This window comes from Longimicrobium sp., from assembly GCF_036399935.1.
GTDB lineage: Bacteria > Gemmatimonadota > Gemmatimonadetes > Longimicrobiales > Longimicrobiaceae > Longimicrobium.
The window spans coordinates 18,411-35,523 of sequence record NZ_DASWMD010000034.1 but is presented as its reverse complement, the minus strand read 5'-3'; the positions used below and the strand labels follow the sequence as shown (position 1 = coordinate 35,523).

The 17,113-nt window shown below is 69.9% G+C and carries 16 protein-coding genes; 8 read left to right on the top strand and 8 right to left on the bottom strand.

Annotated features, from left to right (window positions below; genetic code table 11):
- The first annotated feature begins 61 nt into the window (after positions 1-61).
- Positions 62-1,486 (top strand): ATP-binding protein, encoded by a 1,425-nt coding sequence (locus tag VGB24_RS11440; protein ID WP_331073075.1) that lies wholly within the window; start codon positions 62-64, stop codon positions 1,484-1,486.
- Between the two features lie 63 nt (positions 1,487-1,549).
- Here VGB24_RS11440 and VGB24_RS11435 read toward each other — a convergent pair whose 3' ends face one another.
- From VGB24_RS11435 to VGB24_RS11410, 6 genes are all read right to left on the bottom strand, one after another.
- On the bottom strand, positions 1,550-3,040 hold the full coding sequence (locus VGB24_RS11435) for a dihydrolipoamide acetyltransferase family protein (RefSeq protein WP_331073074.1): 1,491 nt from the start codon (positions 3,038-3,040) through the stop codon (positions 1,550-1,552).
- Positions 3,041-3,083: 43 nt separating this feature from the next.
- The gene (locus VGB24_RS11430) at positions 3,084-4,115 is read right to left on the bottom strand and encodes an alpha-ketoacid dehydrogenase subunit beta (RefSeq protein WP_331073073.1); all 1,032 of its coding nucleotides are present in this window, start codon (positions 4,113-4,115) and stop codon (positions 3,084-3,086) included.
- A gap of 11 nt (positions 4,116-4,126) precedes the next feature.
- The gene (locus tag VGB24_RS11425; protein ID WP_331073072.1) at positions 4,127-5,200 is read right to left on the bottom strand and encodes a thiamine pyrophosphate-dependent dehydrogenase E1 component subunit alpha; all 1,074 of its coding nucleotides are present in this window, start codon (positions 5,198-5,200) and stop codon (positions 4,127-4,129) included.
- Positions 5,201-5,749: 549 nt separating this feature from the next.
- On the bottom strand, positions 5,750-8,032 hold the full coding sequence (locus tag VGB24_RS11420; protein WP_331073071.1) for a TonB-dependent receptor: 2,283 nt from the start codon (positions 8,030-8,032) through the stop codon (positions 5,750-5,752).
- Between the two features lie 105 nt (positions 8,033-8,137).
- Positions 8,138-8,512 carry a hypothetical protein gene (locus tag VGB24_RS11415; RefSeq protein WP_331073070.1) on the bottom strand — a complete coding sequence of 125 codons (375 nt, stop codon included), beginning with the start codon at positions 8,510-8,512 and terminating at the stop codon, positions 8,138-8,140.
- Between the two features lie 24 nt (positions 8,513-8,536).
- Positions 8,537-9,412: a deoxyribonuclease IV gene (locus VGB24_RS11410; protein WP_331073069.1), complete on the bottom strand. Its 876-nt coding sequence runs from the start codon at positions 9,410-9,412 to the stop codon at positions 8,537-8,539.
- A 134-nt stretch (positions 9,413-9,546) separates the two neighbouring features.
- Between VGB24_RS11410 and VGB24_RS11405 the strand changes: the two genes are divergently transcribed.
- From VGB24_RS11405 to VGB24_RS11395, 3 genes are all read left to right on the top strand, one after another.
- A complete protein-coding gene (locus VGB24_RS11405) occupies positions 9,547-9,966 on the top strand; it encodes a hypothetical protein (protein ID WP_331073068.1) in 420 nt (139 codons plus the stop codon).
- A 122-nt stretch (positions 9,967-10,088) separates the two neighbouring features.
- Positions 10,089-10,496, top strand: a complete 408-nt coding sequence (locus VGB24_RS11400; protein ID WP_331073067.1) for a hypothetical protein — start codon at positions 10,089-10,091, stop codon at positions 10,494-10,496.
- Between the two features lie 94 nt (positions 10,497-10,590).
- Positions 10,591-11,754 (top strand): GGDEF domain-containing protein, encoded by a 1,164-nt coding sequence (locus tag VGB24_RS11395; RefSeq protein WP_331073066.1) that lies wholly within the window; start codon positions 10,591-10,593, stop codon positions 11,752-11,754.
- Between the two features lie 100 nt (positions 11,755-11,854).
- Here VGB24_RS11395 and VGB24_RS11390 read toward each other — a convergent pair whose 3' ends face one another.
- On the bottom strand, positions 11,855-13,186 hold the full coding sequence (locus tag VGB24_RS11390) for a hypothetical protein (protein ID WP_331073065.1): 1,332 nt from the start codon (positions 13,184-13,186) through the stop codon (positions 11,855-11,857).
- A gap of 219 nt (positions 13,187-13,405) precedes the next feature.
- Here VGB24_RS11390 and trhA point away from each other — a divergent pair, with 219 nt between their 5' ends.
- The 4 genes from trhA to VGB24_RS11370 all read left to right on the top strand — a co-directional run bounded on the left by trhA (position 13,406) and on the right by VGB24_RS11370 (position 15,663).
- Entirely contained in the window at positions 13,406-14,047 is a 642-nt protein-coding gene (gene trhA / locus VGB24_RS11385) for a PAQR family membrane homeostasis protein TrhA (protein WP_331073064.1), read from the top strand.
- A gap of 138 nt (positions 14,048-14,185) precedes the next feature.
- Positions 14,186-14,563, top strand: a complete 378-nt coding sequence (locus tag VGB24_RS11380; RefSeq protein WP_331073063.1) for a type II toxin-antitoxin system RelE/ParE family toxin — start codon at positions 14,186-14,188, stop codon at positions 14,561-14,563.
- On the top strand, positions 14,560-14,916 hold the full coding sequence (locus VGB24_RS11375; protein WP_331073062.1) for a helix-turn-helix domain-containing protein: 357 nt from the start codon (positions 14,560-14,562) through the stop codon (positions 14,914-14,916). The genes VGB24_RS11380 and VGB24_RS11375 overlap by 4 nt, the downstream gene beginning before the upstream one ends.
- Positions 14,917-14,940: 24 nt before the next feature.
- Positions 14,941-15,663 carry a hypothetical protein gene (locus VGB24_RS11370; RefSeq protein WP_331073061.1) on the top strand — a complete coding sequence of 241 codons (723 nt, stop codon included), beginning with the start codon at positions 14,941-14,943 and terminating at the stop codon, positions 15,661-15,663.
- Positions 15,664-15,736: 73 nt separating this feature from the next.
- Here the strand turns inward: VGB24_RS11370 and VGB24_RS11365 are convergent, their stop codons facing one another.
- On the bottom strand, positions 15,737-17,083 hold the full coding sequence (locus VGB24_RS11365) for a radical SAM protein (RefSeq protein WP_331073060.1): 1,347 nt from the start codon (positions 17,081-17,083) through the stop codon (positions 15,737-15,739).
- Positions 17,084-17,113: the final 30 nt, after the last annotated feature.

The following is a 17,113-nucleotide window of genomic DNA, read 5'->3' as shown; positions in this document are numbered from 1 at the left end:
CTTGACGGATACGATAATCGTAATTATCATAACTACGATTATCGGATAGGGGAGGTGTGCCATGGTGGAGAGGCAGTTTTTCGGGCGAGCGCAGGAAATCCAGGTCATCGAGCGCGAGTTGAGCCGCCCGCGTCCCTCGGTCGTGATCGTGCGTGGGCGCCGTCGCGTGGGGAAGTCGCGCCTGCTGGTGGAGGCCACCCGCTCGCACCCGACGATCTACTACCAGGCCACCAGGATCGCCGAATCCATGAGCCTCCAGCTGTTCAAGGTCGAGGCGTCACGCCTGGTGGGCTCGGACCCGCTGCTGGAGTCGCTGAACGACTGGCTGGCCGTGCTCACCTACCTGGAGCAGTCCGCCGCCAGCAGCAAGCCGGGGCTGACGATCGTCCTCGACGAGTTCCCGTACCTGTGCGACACGGACCCGGCGCTTCCGTCCGTGCTCCAGAAGTTCTGCGACGGCGTGCGGGAGCGGGGCACGCCGATGAACGTGGTGCTGTGCGGCTCCAAGATCTCGTTCATGGAGGAGCTGCTGGGCGAAAAGAACCCGCTGCACGGGCGGCAGACGCTGGAGCTGGATCTGGGGCCGCTTTCGTTTCGCGATGCAGCGCAGTTCTTCCCGGAGTGGAGTACCGAAGAAAAGCTGCGCGCGTACGGGGTGCTGGGCGGCATCCCGTACTACTTGAACCTGTGTGACCCTGAATTCACGCTCAGGGAGAACATCATGGACCTGGTGCTCACGATGGGCGCCCCGCTCAGCGACGAGCCCAACAACCTGCTCCAGGCGGAACTGCGCGACGTCACGCGCTACGCGACCATCCTCCGCTCGGTGGCCGACGGGTGCACGGACTCGGGAACGATCATCGGCCGTGTCCGAGAGCTCCGGGATTCCAGCGCGCTGGCGCCGTACGTACAGAAGCTGGCGGAGCTGCGGCTGATCCGGATCGTGCGGTCGCTGGACGCCACGGAGCGGGAGCGCGACAGGCGGTACTACCTGGACGATCCGTTCCTGGCGTTCTGGTACCGGTTCTACCTGCCGAACGTGTCTCCCCTGGCCGCCGGCCACTGGGACGAGGTCTGGCGCCACAAGATCGATCCGTACATGGACGATCACATGGGCGGCATGTTCGAATGGATCTGCCGCGACTACGCGCGCCGGTACATCAACGAAGTGCTGCCCACCGCGGCGCAGGAGGTGGGGCAGATCTGGGCCGCCAACTTCGACGTCGACGTTGTGGGACGGCTGCTGAACGGGGCGGCGTTCGCGGGAGAATGCAAGTGGTGGAGCGGGCCCGTGGGGCTGAACGTGCTTGAGCACCTGCACGAAACGGTGGCGCAAACGACCTACGAGCGCGCCGCCGACGAGCGGTACTACCTGCTATTCTCGCGTTCGGGGTTCACCCCCGAGCTGAAGCGGAAGGCAAAGCGGGACCCGACGGTTCGCCTGATTGGCCCCGCGGAGCTGCTCGGCGCGCCACGCGCCCGATGAGGCGCTAAAAAGCCGGGAGGCCGCGTGCGCGACCTCCCGGCTTTTTCATGGACAGCGATCGGGTCAGGCCTGCTCGGGGAAGGTTTCCAGGAGCTGCTTGACGCGGGCCAGGAACTGGTCGCCGTCGGCGCCGTTCACCAGGCGGTGGTCGTAGCCCAGCGAAATGTACCCGCGCTTGCGGGGCACGATCGCGTGGTTGCCGTACTCGTCGGTCACCACGGCGGGGCGCATCTCCACCCCGCCGACCCCCAGGATGGCCACCTGCGGCTGGCTGATGATCGGGAACCCGATCGTCGTGCCGAAGATGCCGGGGTTGGTGATGGTGAAGGTGCCGCCCTGGATCTCGTCGGGCTTCAGCTGCTTGTTGCGCGCCCGTGTCGCGATGTCGTTCAGGCGCTTGGCCAGCCCCACCAGCGACAGCTCGTCGGCCTGCTTGATGACGGGCACGATCAGCCCGTGGTCCAGCGCCACCGCGATGCCCAGGTTCACGTCGGCGCGGTAGATCACCTCGTGGTTGCCGTAGCTGGCGTTCAGCTTGGGGTGCTCGCGAAGCCCGCGCGCCACCGCCCACGCAATGAAGTGCGTGTAGGTGATCTTTACGCCCTGGTCGGCCCACAGCTTCTTGTTCTTGCCGCGGATGATGTCGAGCCGCGAGTAGTCGACCTCGAAGTACGAGTGCACGTGCGGGCTGATGCGCCGCGACTGCACCATGTTGTTGGCGATGATCTGCGTCATGCGCGACGCAGGCTCCACGCGGTCGTTGGGGCCCGCGGTGACCGCCGGGTGCTGCGGCGTGCCGTAGAACTCGTCCCACGGGAAGCCGCCCTCGTACGACGGCGCGGGCGCCGCCGGGCGGGGGGCCGGCGCGGCGGGAGCCGCCGTGGCCGGGGCCGCGGCGGGCGCGGACTTCTGCTCCTCGACGAACCTGAGGATGTCTTCCTTGGTCACACGGCCGTTGCGCCCGGTGCCGGGCACCTGGTGCACCGCCACGTTGTGCTCCGCGGCGATCTTCCGCACCAGCGGCGTGCTCTTGGTCCGCAGCCGCTCTTCCAGCGTGTGCGGCCCGTCGCCCAGGGGCGCGCCCGCGGCCTGTCCCGTGCCGCCGCTGCCGGCCGCGCCGGAGCCGGAAACCGCCGTGCCCACCGGGTCCGACTGGCCGCGGCCGTCCGCGGGCATGCCGGTGCCCCCGGTCTCCACCTGGCCCACGCCCGACTCCGGCATGGAGGTGGTGTGCTCGCCCGGCACCTCGATGTGGTCCCCGGAGGACGCGGGAGCGGACGGCGCGGCGGGGGCCGCGGCCGCGCCGGCGCCCGCTTCCGTCTCGATGTAGGCGACGATGGTGCCCACCTCGACGGTCTGGCCCTCGTTCACCACCACCTCGGCCAGCACGCCGGCCACGGGCGATGGGATCTCGGCATCCACCTTGTCGGTGGAAATCTCCATGATGGGCTCGTCGCGCTCCACGCGGTCGCCCACCTTCTTGCGCCACACCGAAACGGTGCCCTCGGCGATGGACTCGCCCATCTGGGGCATCGGGACTTCTACACGGGCCATGATCGTGGTCCTGAGTTTGGGCTTCGCTCTACGTCGATCAGCTTCAGTACGCCGCCAGGTGCCGCGCGGCCTTCACCACGTCCTCCACCTGCGGCAGGAAGTAGTCTTCCAGCGGCGGCGAGTACGGAACGGGCGCGTCGGCGGCGGCCACGCGCAGCACGGGCGCATCCAGCCACTCCCACGCCTTTTCGTTCACGCGCATGGCGATCTCTCCCGCGATGCCGCCGGTGCGCGTGTCTTCGTGCACGATCAGCAGGCGGTTGGTCTTCTTCACCGACTCGATGATCGCGTCCTCGTCCAGCGGCAGCAGCGTGCGCAGGTCGATCACCTCCACCGACAGGCCGTCTTCCTTCTGCAGGATCTCGGCGGCCTCGGCGCTCTTGTGTACCATGGCCGCGTAGGTGACGATGGTCAGGTCCGAGCCCTCGCGGTGCGTGCGCGCCTTACCCAGTGGCACCACGTAGTCGTCCTGCGGAAGCACCTCGCGCAGCTGCGGCCGGCGGTACAGCCACTTGTGCTCGAAGAACAGCACCGGGTCGTCGTCGCGGATGGCCGCCTTGATCAGCCCCTTGGCGTCGTGCGCCGTGGAGGGATAGACGATCTTGAGCCCCGGCGTGTGGAAGAACGCCATCTCGGGGTTCTGGCTGTGGAACGGCCCGCCGCGCACGCCGCCGCCCGTGGGGCCGCGGATCACCATGGGCACGCCGCCGCTGCCGCGGTAGCGGCTGGTGGCGATGTAGTTGGTGATGATGTCGTACGCCGTGGAGACGAAGTCCATGAACTGCATCTCCACGATGGGCCGCATGCCCATGTGGGCCGCGCCCGCCGCCGCGCCGGTGAACCCCGTCTCGCTGATGGGCGTGTCGATCACCCGCATGCCGCCGAAGTGGTCCAGGAAGCCGTCCGTCATCTTGAAGGCTCCCCCGTACGCGCCGATGTCTTCGCCCATCACGAAGACGCGCTCGTCGCGCTCCATCTCCTCCCACATCCCCTCGCGGATCGCCTCGAGCAGGGTGACGGGCTTGCCCTGCTCCGTCAGACGGACGTGCTCGGGCTTTTCAATCACGGTCGCCATCGTTCTCGGCGTCAGGCTCGGGTAGGGTCGGCCGGCTCGTGGCGCGTCCACGGCGCGTTCACGGGCCCGTCTGCGTACACGTCGGTCAGTGCTTCCTCGGGCTCGGGAAGCGGGCTCTTCTCGGCTTCGGCCACGGCCTCGTCCAGCTCGCGGTCGATCTGCTCGCCAATGCCCGTCAGCTCCTGCGCGGTGGCCCAGCCGTTGTCCAGCAGCGACTTGACGTAGCGGTCGATGGGGTCGTTGGTGCTGGCCCAGTGCTCGATCTCGGCCGGGTCCACGTAGGTCTGCGCGTCGTGCTGCGCGTGGCCCTTGCGGCGGTACGTCATCACCTCGATCAGCGTGGCGCCCCCGCCGGCACGGGCGCGCTCCACCGCGCGCTGGGACGCGCCGTACACGGCCAGCATGTCGTTGCCGTCCACCTGCTCGCCGGCCATCCCGTAGCCCGGCGCCTTGTCGACGAACGACTTGGCGGCGGTCATGAACTTCGACGGAGTCGAGTACGCCCAGCGGTTGTTCTCGACGATCACCACCAGCGGCAGCTTCTGGACGGCGGCGAAGTTCACGCCCTCGTGAAAGGCGCCGGTCGACGTCGCCCCGTCGCCGATGTACACCATGGCCACCCGGTCTTCGCCGCGCTGCTTGAAGGTGAGCGCCACCCCGGCCATCACCGGGATCAGGTCTCCCAGCGGGCTGATCTGCCCGATGAACCCCCGGCTGAAGTCGGTGATGTGGATGTTCAGCTCCTTGCCGCGCGCCAGCGAGTCGCCCTTGGCCATGTACTGCTTGACCACCTCCACCGGCTTGGCGCCGATGGTGAGCATGGATCCCAGGTTGCGGATCAGCGGCGACAGCATGTCGCCGATGCCGTCGCTGCGGCGCCGCAGCGCGTAGGCGCTGGCGACGGACTCGCCCTCCTGCCCCAGCGAGCGGAACAGCCCGCCGATCACCTTGCTCTGCTTGAACAGCAGCTCGAGCCGTTCTTCCAGGCTGCGCGTAAGCCGCACCAGCCGGTACATCTCCAGCAGCTGGTCGCGCGTCAGCCCGTGGGGGATGGCGGTGGTGCGGGCCTTGGTGTTGTTCGCCATTTCGATCGACGGTCCGTGCCTGCGCCGCTCTCCGGGCGTGGTTGATCCCCGGGCGGCTGGAAGCGGGACAACTTGCGGCGCAGGCTCCGGGGAGTCAAGCAACGGGAGCCACTACCCGGTCGGGCGCGCGAGGTAAGGCCCGGTGCTCCGGCCGGCGCCCCCCATCCCCAGCCCTTCCCCCGCAAACCGCGCGGGGAAGGGAGCTAGTCGAGTGCACCAGGCCAGCAGAAGCGCAGTTCAGGTCTCCCCCTCCCCTGCGCAGCGGGGGACGGGGGCCGGGGGGAGGGGGCTCCCGCCGCATGCGAGGCAGCCAGTCGAACCTTGTAGGAATTTCTCCTCATTCTCCCGCGTGCGGGGGAGAGGCCGGGAGAGGGGGCTCCCGAGGCATGCAAGCACCCAGTCGAACCCCGACCGAACTTCTCCCCTCTCCGCACAGCAGTACCGTGCGGGGAGGGGCCGGGGGAGGGGCCCACACGGAGCAGACGAAAAGGGCGGGGAAGCCGCAGCCTCCCCGCCCTGATGTCGATCTTCGTCAGAACTAGTCCGGCTCTAGAAAAGCACGCGATAGACGAGCGACAGGTTGCGCCCCGGCGAGGGCACCAGCAGGCGGCTCGTGGGCTCGCGGTACTGCTCGTCGAGCAGGTTGTCCGCCCGCAGCACGATGCTGTGGATGCGGCGGCCCTGCCGCAGGCTCAATCCCGTGCTGAGGTTCACCAGCGTGTAGGCGTCGGTGCGGAATTCCTCCATCTCCGCCCGGTCCTGCGCGAAGGCGTGCCGCGCCTCCACCCCCAGCGAGTAGCGCCCGTCGTCCCACCGCGCGCTGCCGCCCACCCGCGCCGCCGGCATGAAGGGCAGCGCGCCGCCCTGCACGAAGTCGCCGCGCACCAGGTCGCCCATGGCACCCAGCACCACGTGGCGCGCCACCACGGCCTCCACCTGGCCCTCCAGGCCGCGCAGCTCGGCATCCGCCTGGCGGAACACGTTCAGCGGAACGACGTCGGTGTGCCCCTCTTCCTCGTGGAAGATGGCGGTGTCGCCCACCACGTCGGCGGTGATGTAGTTGTCGATGCGGTTGTAGAACGCCGCCACCTGCGCGTTGATGTGCTCCGACTGCGCCCGCAGCACCGCCTCGGCGCCGCGGTTGGTCTCCAGCTTCAATTCCGGATCGCCCACGTCGTACGTGCCCGCGGCGTGGTGGAAGGCGTTGGAGAACAGCTCCTCCACCGTCGGCGCACGGAAGCTGCGGGCCACGCTCACGCTGGCCGACAGGTTGGGGTTCAGCGGCACGTTCAGCCCCAGGGAGCCGGAAAAGCTGCTGAAGTCGCGGGCGCGGACGTTCTCGAACCGCTCGTCGCCCGTCTCCTCCGGCCTCACCTGGTACACGTCGTAGCGCGCGCCGGCCTGCAGCGACGGCGCCGCGTCGCCCGTGCCCAGCGCCATCTCCTGGTAGACGAACGCGCCGCCCGTGCGGCTGTCGGCGCCGGGGGTGAGCGCCTCTTCGCCCTCGGGCGAGTACTGCTTGAGGAGCCCCGATACGCCCACCGCACCGGAAAAGCGCCCGAACTCGGTCTTGGCGTTCAGGCCGCCGCTCTGCGTGTTCAGCCGGAACCGCGTGCCGATCTCGCCGTTGCCCTCGATCTCGTCGTGCCCGTACCACTGCGCGCTGCCCTCCGCGCGCAGGTTGGTGAACCCGCGGTCGCCCAGCCACAGGGTCACCCGGCCGTTGGCATCCGTCCGCTGGCCGTTGATGGTCACGCCTTTCTCGTGGCCCTCCTCCTCGTGGCCTTCCTCTTCGTCGGCATGGAGGCTGGCCAGGCCGTAGTCGAACAGGTACCCGCCGACGGAGGCGCCGGCCTGTACGCGCTCCGTCACGTATCCGATCCCGCCCGTGCCGTACAGGTTGTTGTAGAAGGTGTTCGGCAGCGGGACCCCGCCGCCCGTGTGCACGTCGTCCACCCGCCGGCCGCCGGCGCGGGCCGTCACCGCCAGCGTTTCGCTGAACGGCAGGGTCACCTCGCCGGTCAGCGCGCCGCCAGGGTTCACCGACTCGCCCTGCGCGGCCAGGAAGCCCGACGCCTCGCCCGGGATGGTGTTGGGAATGTCGGTGGAGATCACGTTCACCACCCCGCCCAGCGCGTTGTTGCCATACAGCAGCGACGCGGGTCCGCGCACCACCTCGATGCGGCTGGCCGCCAGCGGATCCACCGAGAGCGCGTGGTCGGCGGAGGTGGACGACAGGTCGCCCGTCCGCTGGCCGTTCTGCACCACCAGCACCCGCTCGCCTGCCAGCCCGCGGATCACCGGCGTGGAGGCCGCGGGTCCGCCGTAGCGGACGGAGAGGCCAGGCTGGCTGGAGAGGGTCTGCGCCACGCTGGTGCCCAGGCTGCGCTCCAGCGCCTTCCCCGAAAGCTCCACGGTAGACTGGGTGATGTTCAGCGGGTCGGCGCTGCGGGGCGACGCGGTGACGTTGATCCCCTCCAGCGACAGCACGGTGCTGCGCAGGGTGATGGTCACCCGCACCTCGCCGCCCTCGGCGGGGACCACGGCTACGGCGTGCCCGGGCGCGTAGCCCAGCAGGGTGGCGTCCACGTGGTACGTTCCCGGCCGCAGCGCGCGGAAGACGAAGGTGCCGTCGCCGCTGGTGAGCGTGGAGCGGCTGAGCTCGTTGATGACGACGCGGGCGTTGGAGAGCGGAACGCCCGCCGTGTCGCGCACCACGCCCACGATGGGCGGGGCGGCGGCGGAATCGGCCGGGGCGGCGTGGGCCGCGGCGGCGGATGCGAGCAGGGCGGCCAGCGCCAGCACGGCGCGGCTCGCGATGCGATGCAGCATGGAAATCTCCTGAATCCGGAACGTCGGCCGGAGTGCGCCCGCGACGATCGCGGACGGCCCGGCACCAGGGTTTCGTTCTGTGCGCCGCGACGGGCGGCGAGGATTTCAGGCGACGGGGGGAGCGCGGGCGCGGGTGGCGCCCTGGACGAGGGACGAAGCGAGCGTGGGCGCCTGGGGAAGACGCCCGGCGACGGCGGCGTGCTCGCCGCCGATCCGCGGCGCGTCCACCGGCAGCGCGACGGAGCCGTGCGCGTGGCAAACGACGCAGTGAAGCTCGTCGTGCGGCGGAAGCCCGTCGGGGTGCGCGTCCGGGAGCTGGGCGAGCGTGGCGTGGCCCGCCGTGGAGGCGGGCGGCACGTCCAGCCCGCTGCCCCACGCGTGCAGCGCCGGAAGCGCCGCCACACCCACCAGGTGCAGCAGCGTTCCGAGCAGCAGCGCAAGGCGCCGCGTGCTGGCGAGGGCTCCGGTCGCGCGATTCATCGTAGTGCGCCTACCCCCTTGCCATCACAGGGGTTCCGCCCCGGCCACGTACGACCGCAGCCGCGCCAGGTTCATCCGGTCCAGCGTCACCAGGTCCTTGGGGTCGTCAGGGTGCTCCTTGGGCGTTTCCAGCACCATGGGAACGCTGGCGAAGCGCGGGTCGTTCATAAGGTGCCGGAAGGGCTCGTCGCCCAGAGACCCCTCGCCGATGGCCGCGTGGCGGTCGCGCCGGCTGCCGAACGCCGTCATCGAGTCGTTCAGGTGGAACAGCCGCACGCGATGAAGCCCGATCACGTCCGCCAGCCGTTCCATCACCCCGTAGTAGTCGTCGCGCAGGTCGTACCCGGCGGCGTACACGTGGCAGGTGTCCACGCACACGCCGACGCGATCCCTGACCCCGGGGGGCACGCGCTCGATCATCTCCGAAAGCTCCTCGAACCGCGAGCCGATCACCTTGCCCGCGCCCGCCGTCGTTTCCAGCAGCACCATCACCGATCCGCCCACCTCCTCCAGCGCCTGCGCCACCAGCTCCGCGTTCTGCGCCAGACCGCGGGGCAGGTCGCCGTCCGTGGCGTTTCCGGGATGGCTGACCAGTGCGTCCAGCCCCAGCTGGCTGGCCCGCCGCAGCTCGCCCACGAAGGCGGCGTACGAGCGTTCGCGAAGGATGGGATCGGCGGTGGCCAGGTTGATCAGGTAGCTGTCGTGCGCGTTGGCGAAGGCCACGCCGTGCTCGATGAGCCCGGTGCGGAACGCCTGGCACTCGTCGTCCACCAGCTGCACCTCGGCCCAGCGGTTGGGCTGCTTGGTGAACACCTGGATGGCGGAGGCGCCGATGTCGGCGGCGCGAGCGGGGGCGTTGCGGCACCCGCCGGCGGTTGAGACGTGGGCTCCCAGCAGCACGGCGATGTCGTTGCGGGTACGGACCTTCGGCGGATCGGCGCGCCAAGGTAGACGCCGGGCGCGGGGGTGTCAACGCGGCGCGCGCACGCTATCTTGCCGCGGATCGATCGGTGACGGGAACGCCACGAGGAAGGATGACGATGAAGCGGGTGCTGATGTTCGCGGCCCTGGCCGGGCTGGCCGGGTGCTTCCCGAACACCTTCCGCACGGGGCCGGTGCCGGGGACGGATGCCAACCAGGAGCTCGCGCTTCCGCTCGGCGAAACGCGGACGCTCGACGAGCAGCGGTTCGCCGTCTCCTTCGGCCGCGTGATGGAAGATTCGCGCTGCCCCACCGGCGCGCAGTGCGTCAGCGCCGGGAACGCGCACCTCGCGCTGGTGCTGCAGGAGCGGGGCGAGGCGACCCGCACGGTGCAGCTGAACACCCACACCGACCCCCGCGTCGTCCGCCACGAGGGCTATCGCGTGGAGGTCGTGGGCCTCGATCCGCTCCCCGCCGCGGGACAGCCGGCGCCGGAGAACTACGTCGTCCGGCTGCGCATCACGCGCGGCTGATCCTCCCTCGGCACCCCATCGCTTCCTCGGGCGCGAACGGAACCCTTGACCGCCGCGCCCGCGAAACGCATCTGTTTGCGCGTCCCCGCTGGATCCCGCTCATCCGTCCCACCGGAGCGTCCATGATGAAGAGCATCGTCGCGATCGTCGTTGGTTTCGTGCTGACCGCCGTGTTGAACCTGGGCATCAACGCCGTGCTGGCGAAGGTGGCCCCCGAGCTGATCCCCACGGGCGCACCGGTAACCGACCCGGCCGCGCTGGTGCTGGTGTGCGCCTACGTGGCGGCGTTCGGAATCCTGGGCTGCTACGTCGCCGCCCGCCTGGCCCCGTCGCGCCCGCTGTTCCACGCGCTGGTGCTGGGCGGCATCGCGCTGGCGATGAGCATTCCCATGACCATCATGGCCTGGAACGACACGCCAGCCTGGTTCAACGTCTACAACCTGCTGGCGGTGATGCCGTACGCGTACATCGGCGGCCGCATCCGCGAGCGGCAGCTGCAGGGGCAGGGCGGGATCCCCGCGCTCGCCTGAGCCGCGGTTCCACGCCGTCGATGAAGCCGCGGCCCGTTTGGGTCCGCGGCTCCTGGTGCATCCCCCTGGTTCCACTTGATGCGTTCATGAATCGATGATGCTGGCCCTGGCGCAGGCCGCCCCCGCCCTCCCGCCGTTCCGCGACGCCGCCATCGCCGCGCTGGTGGGGATGTTCGCGGCCATCGGCCTGTATCACCTGGTGTTCTACGGGATGCGGCGGCACGCGTCGGAGAACCTGTGGTTCGCCCTGCTCTCGCTGAGCGTGGGGATGCTGGGGCTGTGCTACTCGGCGCCGCTGTTCAGCGCCATCTTCGCCGGGATGGCGCGCTTCCGGGGGATGGTGCTGGCCGAGGTCGTGGCCGGCGTTTCCATCGCCCTGCTGATCCGCACGCTCTTCAACGTCCGCTTCCGGTGGTGGGAAACGGCGGCGCTGCTGGCCTTTACCGGATGCCTGCCAGCCGCGCTGATCCTGCCGATGCCCGAGCTGCGGGTGCTGCACTACGGCGTGGACGTGGTGGTGCTGCTGGGCGTGGTGATCCTGGTGAGCCGGGTGGTGATCCTGGCGCGGGGGAACGCGCCGCTCGCGCGGCTGGTGCTGGGCGGAATCGCGGTGTTCGGCTTCTGCGTGCTGGCCGACCTGCTGGCGGAGTACGGGGCGGTGCCGTGGGTGCAGTTGGTGCCGGGAGCGCCGGGTGCGTTCTGGGGCGGGTTCCTGCTGCTGATCTTTACGTTCGGCGTCGCCACCGCGCAGCGCTGGACGCTGTCGGAGATGCAGGCGGGCATTGATCCCCTCACCGGGCTGGCCAGCCGGCGGGTGCTGGACGACGAGCTGGCCGCCGAGGTGGAGCGGGTGAAGGCAGGCGGGCGCTCGTGCCTGCTGCTGATCGACCTGGACGGCTTCAAGCGGGTGAACGACGTGCACGGCCACGTAAAGGGCGACGAGGTGCTGCGGTGCGTGGGCCTGCTCCTGCGCCAGCACGCGCGCCCCGGCGACCTCGCGGCGCGGCTGGGGGGCGAGGAGATGGCGGTGCTGCTGCGCGACGTAGACCTGCCCCGCGCCCGCGAGCTCGCGGAGCGCCTTCGCGCCGCGGTGGAGGTGATGACGGTGCCCATCCCGGGCGGGGCGTTGAGCGTTACGGCCAGCGTGGGCGTCGCCGCGGCCACGCCCGGGCACGACAAGACGGCGCTGGTGCACGCGGCCGACAAGGCGCTGTACATGGCCAAGGCGCAGGGCCGTAACCGCGTGATCGCGGCCTGAATCCCCCGACGGCATCACGCAGAGGCGCGAAGGTCCGGAGCAGAGCAGGGGAATACTCGCTCCCATTCTCCGCGACTCCGCGTGGACCCTCTCCGCAGACTTAGTCCACCAGGCGCAGGATGTCTTCGAACAATTCCCGCTGAACCCGTTCGATCATCTCGTCCGTCAGCGAGCGCCAGAGCTGGCGCCGCTGGTCGCGCCGGCTCTCGTCGCCGAACAGGGCCTGGTCGTCGCGCGCAAGCATCAGCTGGCGCCAGTTGCCCTGGAACACGGGCTCGCGGAAGCGCGCCTGGCCCTCCACCTGGAACACGTCGTCGCCCACCGAGCGGCGGTCGTGCACGTCGACGATGTCGTAGCGCACCCGCGCCCACAGCTCGCGCCGGCCGGAGCGCATCGTGTACGCCGTGTCCTCGCCGGTGCGCAGCCGGGCCGTGCGGCGCTCGCTGCGCACGTCGCGCTCTTCCGTGCGCGTGCTGTCGACGCTCATCCTCACCACCAGGTCGGCGCCCAGAGCGCGGCCCAGGCTCGCCGCGGCCATGATGCCGCCGCGCGGCCGGCGCACGCCGTCGTCTCGGCGCAGCTCCCGCCGCACCTCGCGCGGGTCGATCACCTCGATGAACGTGGGCGGCTCGTCCCACGCGCCCTCCTCCAGCTCGTCCTCCACCTCGCGCAGCCAGTCCACCGGCAGCTCGTCCTCCACGCCCGTCTCCGACGTCACCGGGAGCACGGCCACGCGCACGGTGCCCTCGTCCAGCGCCCGGGCCTGCAGCTCCAGCAGGTCTTCCGCGCCCGGAAAGTCGCGGCCGAGGGAGGCGATGGCCCTGCCGGCCACGTCGTACGCCGCGCGGAAGCGGCCCTGCCCGGCCTCGTGCTCGCTCCAGGCGACGTACGTCTCCACCCGCGCCTCGTTCAACCGCCCGCGCTGCTGCGCCGACGGCTGCCAGCGGTCCGCCGCGCGCTCCAGCCGCCCCAGCGCGTCGCCGAAGCGGCGGGACGAGGCCAGCTGCCCGCCGCGGTCCACCGCCGCCTCGATCGCCGCGTCGAGCACCTGGCGGCGGTGAGCCGCGTAGTCGCCCGGCACCGCCAGCTGCACGCCCACACCCGCGGCGTCGCGACGCAGCCCGTCCAGCCGCAGCAGCACGTCCGCCGCCTGCTCCGCCTCCCCGGCCGAACCCGCGGCCTCGGATTCGGCCAGGTACTGCTCGATCGCAAGCGCGCCGGTCTCGTTCAGCCGCGCGCGGGCCTGCGCCAGCGACCCGTCGCGCCGCAGCGCGTCGATGTAGCGCCGCGCGGCCTCGGCGGACTGGCCGCGCTCCTCCAGCTTGGCGCCCTGCTCCAGCCGCTTGGAGGCGGTCATGCACCCGGCGGCGAGCGCCAGGGGAAATAGCGCCGCCACCAGGGCCGCGCGCCGATATGGAAATGGGATCTTCATGGTCGGAAAGGTGGGATCGTCGTGGGATCGAAACCGCGCCATCAACCTATTCACCCCCGGGCCCCCCGGCGAGTTCCCCAAAAGAGGACACTTTCGGGCGGAGGTTCCGTCCGGCCCGCTGAGCCGCACTCACTAAGTGGACAGGCTTTACAGATCCGCCCCCGAACCACTATCGTAGATACCAGCGGACGCGCACCGGAAACACGAACGAACCCGCCCATGGAATCATCCGAAGACCGCCGTTGGGAGCTTGCGAACGCGCTGACGCACGGCGTGGGCGCCGTGGCGAGCCTGGCCGGCGGCGCCGTGCTAATCGCGGGCGCCGCGGCGTACGGAGACGCGTGGAAGGTGGCGAGCAGCGCCGTGTTCGCGACCACGCTCGTGCTGCTGTACACCGCGTCGACGCTGTACCACGCCGCGCGCTCGCCCAAGGTGCGGGCGCGGCTGCAGGTGTTCGACCACTGCGCCATCTACCTGCTCATCGCCGGCACCTACACGCCCTTCACGCTGCTGGGGCTGCGTGGCGGATGGGGATGGAGCCTGTTCGGGGTGGCGTGGGGGCTGGCGGTGGCGGGCGTGGTGTTCAAGCTGTTCTTCACCGGCAGGTTCCCGCGCATATCCACCGCCATCTACCTGGGGATGGGATGGATGGTGGTGGTCGCCGCCGCGCCGATGCTCGAGGCGCTGTCCCCGACGACCATTGCGTGGCTGGTGGCGGGAGGGCTGGCGTACACCGGCGGGACGGCGTTCTACCACAACCACCGCCCGTACGCGCACGCCGTGTGGCACCTCTTCGTGCTGGCCGGCAGCGTATGCCACTACGTCGCGGTGGCGACGCACGTACTTCCCGGGCCCAGTTGAACCCAGCGCGCCACCCCAGCCGGGCCCCGATCCGCCCGCGAGGAACCTCCTCGCGGGCGGATCTCTTTTCCGCATGTAAATCCCGCCACAGGTGGTATTTTTCGCATCCAACCTTTCACTCTTGACGGAGGATGGGAAATGGTTTTGATTGGGGAGCGTTCCCCGAAACCGCTCGTGTGGATCGGGGCTTCGCGCCGCGAGATGCAGGGGTTTTCCCCCGAAGCCCGCGAGGCAGCGGGTAAGGAGCTGGACAGGGTACAGCTGGGTCGCGAGCCGCGGGACTGGAAGCCTCTGGCAGGCATCGGGGCGGGAGCGAGGGAGATTCGCGTTCGGACGTTCGAAGGCGGGGCGTTGGAACACCGAGTCGTGTACGTCGCCAAGTTCGCGGAAGCGGTGTACGTTCTCCATGCGTTCGAGAAGAAGACGCGGAAAACGCCGCCCCACTACCTGGAACTCGCGGCGAAGCGGTACAAGCAGATGGTCCGGGAACGACGGCACCGGAAGGAGACGCCATGATCGAGCACATCACACCGGCGGACGGAAACGTGTTTGCGGATATCGGCTTCCCGCCCGAAGAAGCCGAAACCCTGCTGATTTGTTCGCGTCTCTCGATCGCGATCGAAGATATCATCGACGAACGGGGGCTCACGCGGGCGGCTGCCGCAAAGCTGTTCGGAGTATCCCAGAGCCGCATCGCCGAGATTACGCGCGGCAAGGGCGCGTTCACGATCGACGAGCTGGTCAAGATGCTGGCGCACGCAGGGTTTCGCGTAGACGTCAGCATCCGCCCAATCTCCGCAAACGAGCGTCCGGCGGCCCAGGCCCTGGATCTCCCCATCGAGGCAGAGGTCGAGCGCGTACCGGCCTGACCACCCTTAAACCCCCGAACCGCGATGCGACGCTCCATCCCTTTGCTTCTCGCGGTGGTCCTGCCGCTCGCGGCGGGGTGCATCCCGTACTCCACCGGCACCACGGCCGTGCCCACGCCGGCCGGGACGATGGAGCCGAGCATGTCGGCATACTTCATCCCCGCGGGTGTCGACTACGATGACGCGGATTCATCAGCGGCGGCGCTGTTCGGCGTGGACCTGGAGGCGCGCATCGGGATCGACGAACGATCTGACCTGGGGATCCGGGCCCCCGGGTTCGTGGGCGTGGTCGTGGACTACAAGCGCCGGCTCGACGCGGGGCCCCACGACGGGGCGGCGGTCGCGGCCACGTTCGGCGGCGGCGTCGTCAACCTGGGCGACCACGCCCTGGTGCAGGCCGGCCTGCTCGCCTCGGGACGGCAAAACAGCGGCGCCACGGCGTACGGCGGGGTCAAGGCGATGCAGGTGATCCCGCTGAACTCCGGGGCCGTCTCCGACCAGCCCACCGTCGGCGCGTTCGCCGGTGTGCGCCTGGGCTCTCAGCGGCTGGGGATCAGCCCGGAGATCGGCGTGTTCTACGACCCATCGGCCCTGGATCTGCGCCAGTCCAACTGGATCGTAGTCCCCTCATTCACCTTTCACGGGCAGGAACTGCTGGACCTCTTCTTCGGCGGCGGCCGGGGCAGGGATCCCTTTCCGCCACGTCCAACGCCGGTGCCGCGCCCGCCCGGAGGCCGCTGGCCGTAGGCGAACGCGCAGACGCAAACAAGGAGGCTCCCGTCGCGCGGGAGCCTCCTCGTCTTCACCCACCGGCTGTGGGTCAGGCCGTCGCGGCCGTGGCCATCAGCTCGTCGGCGTTCGCGTCGTTCGGGGCCAGGGTGTCCATGAAGCTGCTGACGGAGAACACCGCGTTCCCCGGCCCCGGGGGGCCGTAGCCCGGCGGCGGCTGCAGGCCGTGCTTTTCCAGCGCCTCGCGGTACGTTTCCAGCAGCCGGATGTGGTACTCCAGCGGCGCGCCCTCGGGGTTGTCCTGCCCCAGGGGCGTGGAGGGCTCCGGGCACCAGGTGGTGAACCGCGGCGTCACCCCGCGCGACATGAAGTGGTCCAGCCCCTCGCGCGTGCTGGCGATGGCCTCGTTCACCGTCCCGAAGCCGAACGGGCGCGCCATTTCCACCCCGGCCACGAAGTTGGGGATCACGTACCGAGCCCCGAACACCTCGGCCGCGTCGAAGATGCGCCGGTGCCACTCTTCGCGCCCCACGTAGCGCTCCTTGCCGGGGCAGATGATCTCGAACAGGCGCTTGTCCCACACCTCGAAGTTGGGGTGGTAGATCTTGATGCCGTAGTCCTTGAAGCGCTGCACGTCTTCCCGGGGCAGCGCCTGCGCCACCACCTTGCCGATCCAGCGCCCGGGAAAGCGCGCCTCGATGGCCTCGGCGTAGCGGCCGTAGAAGTCGGCTTCGGCAAAGCCGTCCACCTTGCTGGTTACGCTGCCGCCCGTGAGCGTGTAGGCGTGCGAGGTGTGGCCGGTGTCGTACTGGTCGATGATGGCCAGCGCCTCCAGCACCTCGTCGATGGGCTTGATGCCGGTGTACGGGCGCCCCGCCTGCTTGTGCTGCCGCCAGTTGTGGTTGATGTCGCAGTACTGGCACTCTTCCTTGGCGCCGAAGTACTGGCACATGCGGAAGACGGTCAGGTACACCAGGTAGCCCCACTGGATGGTGGGGGCGATCTCCATCACCGTCTTGCCGTTGCTCAGCGTGTGCCGGTAGTACTCGGGCATGGGCGGCAGCGCCACGTCGGCGATGGGCGCGCCGTCCATCGACAGGTTCAGCGTGCCGTCCGCCCCGCGCGAAACGCGGTAGGGCGAATCGGGGTTCACGCGGACGGAAACGATGGTGCGGCGCAGCCCGTACGGCCCGCCGGTGAGCGAAACCTCCTCGGGCGGGCGGCGCCGGGCAGCGTTGCCCAGCTGCGCCAGCGGCTTCTGGTCGAACGAAAAGATGAAATAGCTCTTGGGCTTGACTTCGCCCTCGAGGTTGTCGGTCAGCGCCGAATCGTCGAACGCCATCCCCGTGCGCAGCAGGTCCTCTTTCAGGACCGCCTCGCGCGGAACGTGGGGAAAGCGGGCCATCAGGCCCTCGACGAGCGCCGTGCGGGTTTCCATGGTCTTGGACGCGTCCTTCCCGAATGCGCG